Origin of the sequence: Mesorhizobium sp. M4A.F.Ca.ET.022.05.2.1 (genome assembly GCF_003998845.1) — a bacterium.
GTDB lineage: Bacteria > Pseudomonadota > Alphaproteobacteria > Rhizobiales > Rhizobiaceae > Mesorhizobium.
On sequence record NZ_RZOJ01000720.1, the window covers coordinates 1 to 1,309 of the forward strand.

The 1,309-nt window shown below is 67.4% G+C and carries 1 protein-coding gene; it reads right to left on the bottom strand.

Annotated features, from left to right (window positions below; all coding sequences use genetic code 11):
• Positions 1-1,309 (bottom strand): cobaltochelatase subunit CobN (locus EN745_RS34875; RefSeq protein WP_189363271.1); only part of this gene is annotated, 1,309 nt, incomplete at both ends.

The following is a 1,309-nucleotide window of genomic DNA, read 5'->3' on the forward strand; positions in this document are numbered from 1 at the left end:
GAAAGCAGGTGCCGGAGAGCGCGACGGTCTTGCCCGGCAGCCATTCCAGCGTGCCGTGCGCGCCGACATGGATGAGGGCGTGGACCCCGAGCGATTTTTGCAGCCAGAGGCCGAAGGCGATCAGGTCGTGGCGCGGGGGCAAAGTGGGGTCATGGTAGTCGGCGCGGCGGTCGACTGAGCGGCCACGATCGGGGGCGAGTGCCACGGTGAGGTTACCGAAGGTTGCGGCGCGGAAGGGGAAGTGCTGTCTGCATGATGAAGGTTGGCGTTCTGTCGCGCCCCCCTCTGCCCTGCCGGACATCTCCCCCACTTGGGGGGAGATCATGCCGTCACCGCCACCTTCGCTAATCGCCGCCGTTGCAAGAGGAGAGCCGATGCCAGAACTGCCAATTTCCCCCTTAGTGGGGGAGATGTCCGGCAGGACAGAGGGGGGCGCCTCGCGCGAACCTGTCTCGTCTGATTTTCCCCAGGCAGCTTCGACGGCAGTCATTGCCTCAGTGGGCAACTCTTTCGACAAGTCTAGATAGTTCGTCAGCCCTAGCCCGCCACCACCCACCTCCAGCGCATCCAGCAACGCGCGCGGCGATTGCGGAATCGCGTCAACCGCATAGCCCTGTTCCTTCAGGTCGTGCAGCATCGCGAGCACGCTCGACGGCACGTCGAGGCCGACGGCATAGCCGGTACGGCCGGGCGCGCTCGGATAATCCGGTATCAGGATCGCCAGCTTGCGCTCGGCCCGCTCGGTCCGCCGCAAGCGAATGAACGCCGCGATGCGCTTGGCGACCTGCGCGACGCGATCGATCTCCGGCCGGTTGGCGAAGGCGCGGAAAGCTAGCGCCGGGTCGGTTTCGCTCTCGCCCTTGAACGAAATCGCGCCGGCCAGGATGCGGCCGTCGAGTTCCGGCAGCACGACATGCATGGCAAGGTCGGCGGGAGCCAGGCCGCGCTGGTTTTTCTCCCAGACCTGGCGGCGCGTGGTCGCGACGATGACCTGGAAGACCGGCACGCCGGCACGGTCGAACAGCGTCTCCGCGCCGGGCTCGGCGCCGGAGGCGAATGCGGTGGCGGTGACGATGGCGGCCGGGTTCAGTGAGGCGAGGGCGTTCTCGACGAAGGCCAGAGACGCCTGATCCTTGAGGCTCGAAACGAAGATCGGCACCGGCGCGATGCCTTGCGCGTGCAGTGCGTCGACCAGCGCATCGATCGGCGCGACATCGGCGGCGAGCAGCATCGAGCGGTAGAAGAGGATGGGGACGATGGGAGCGCCGTGTCCCTCCCCCTCGAGGGGAGGGTGGCCCGCAGGGCCGGG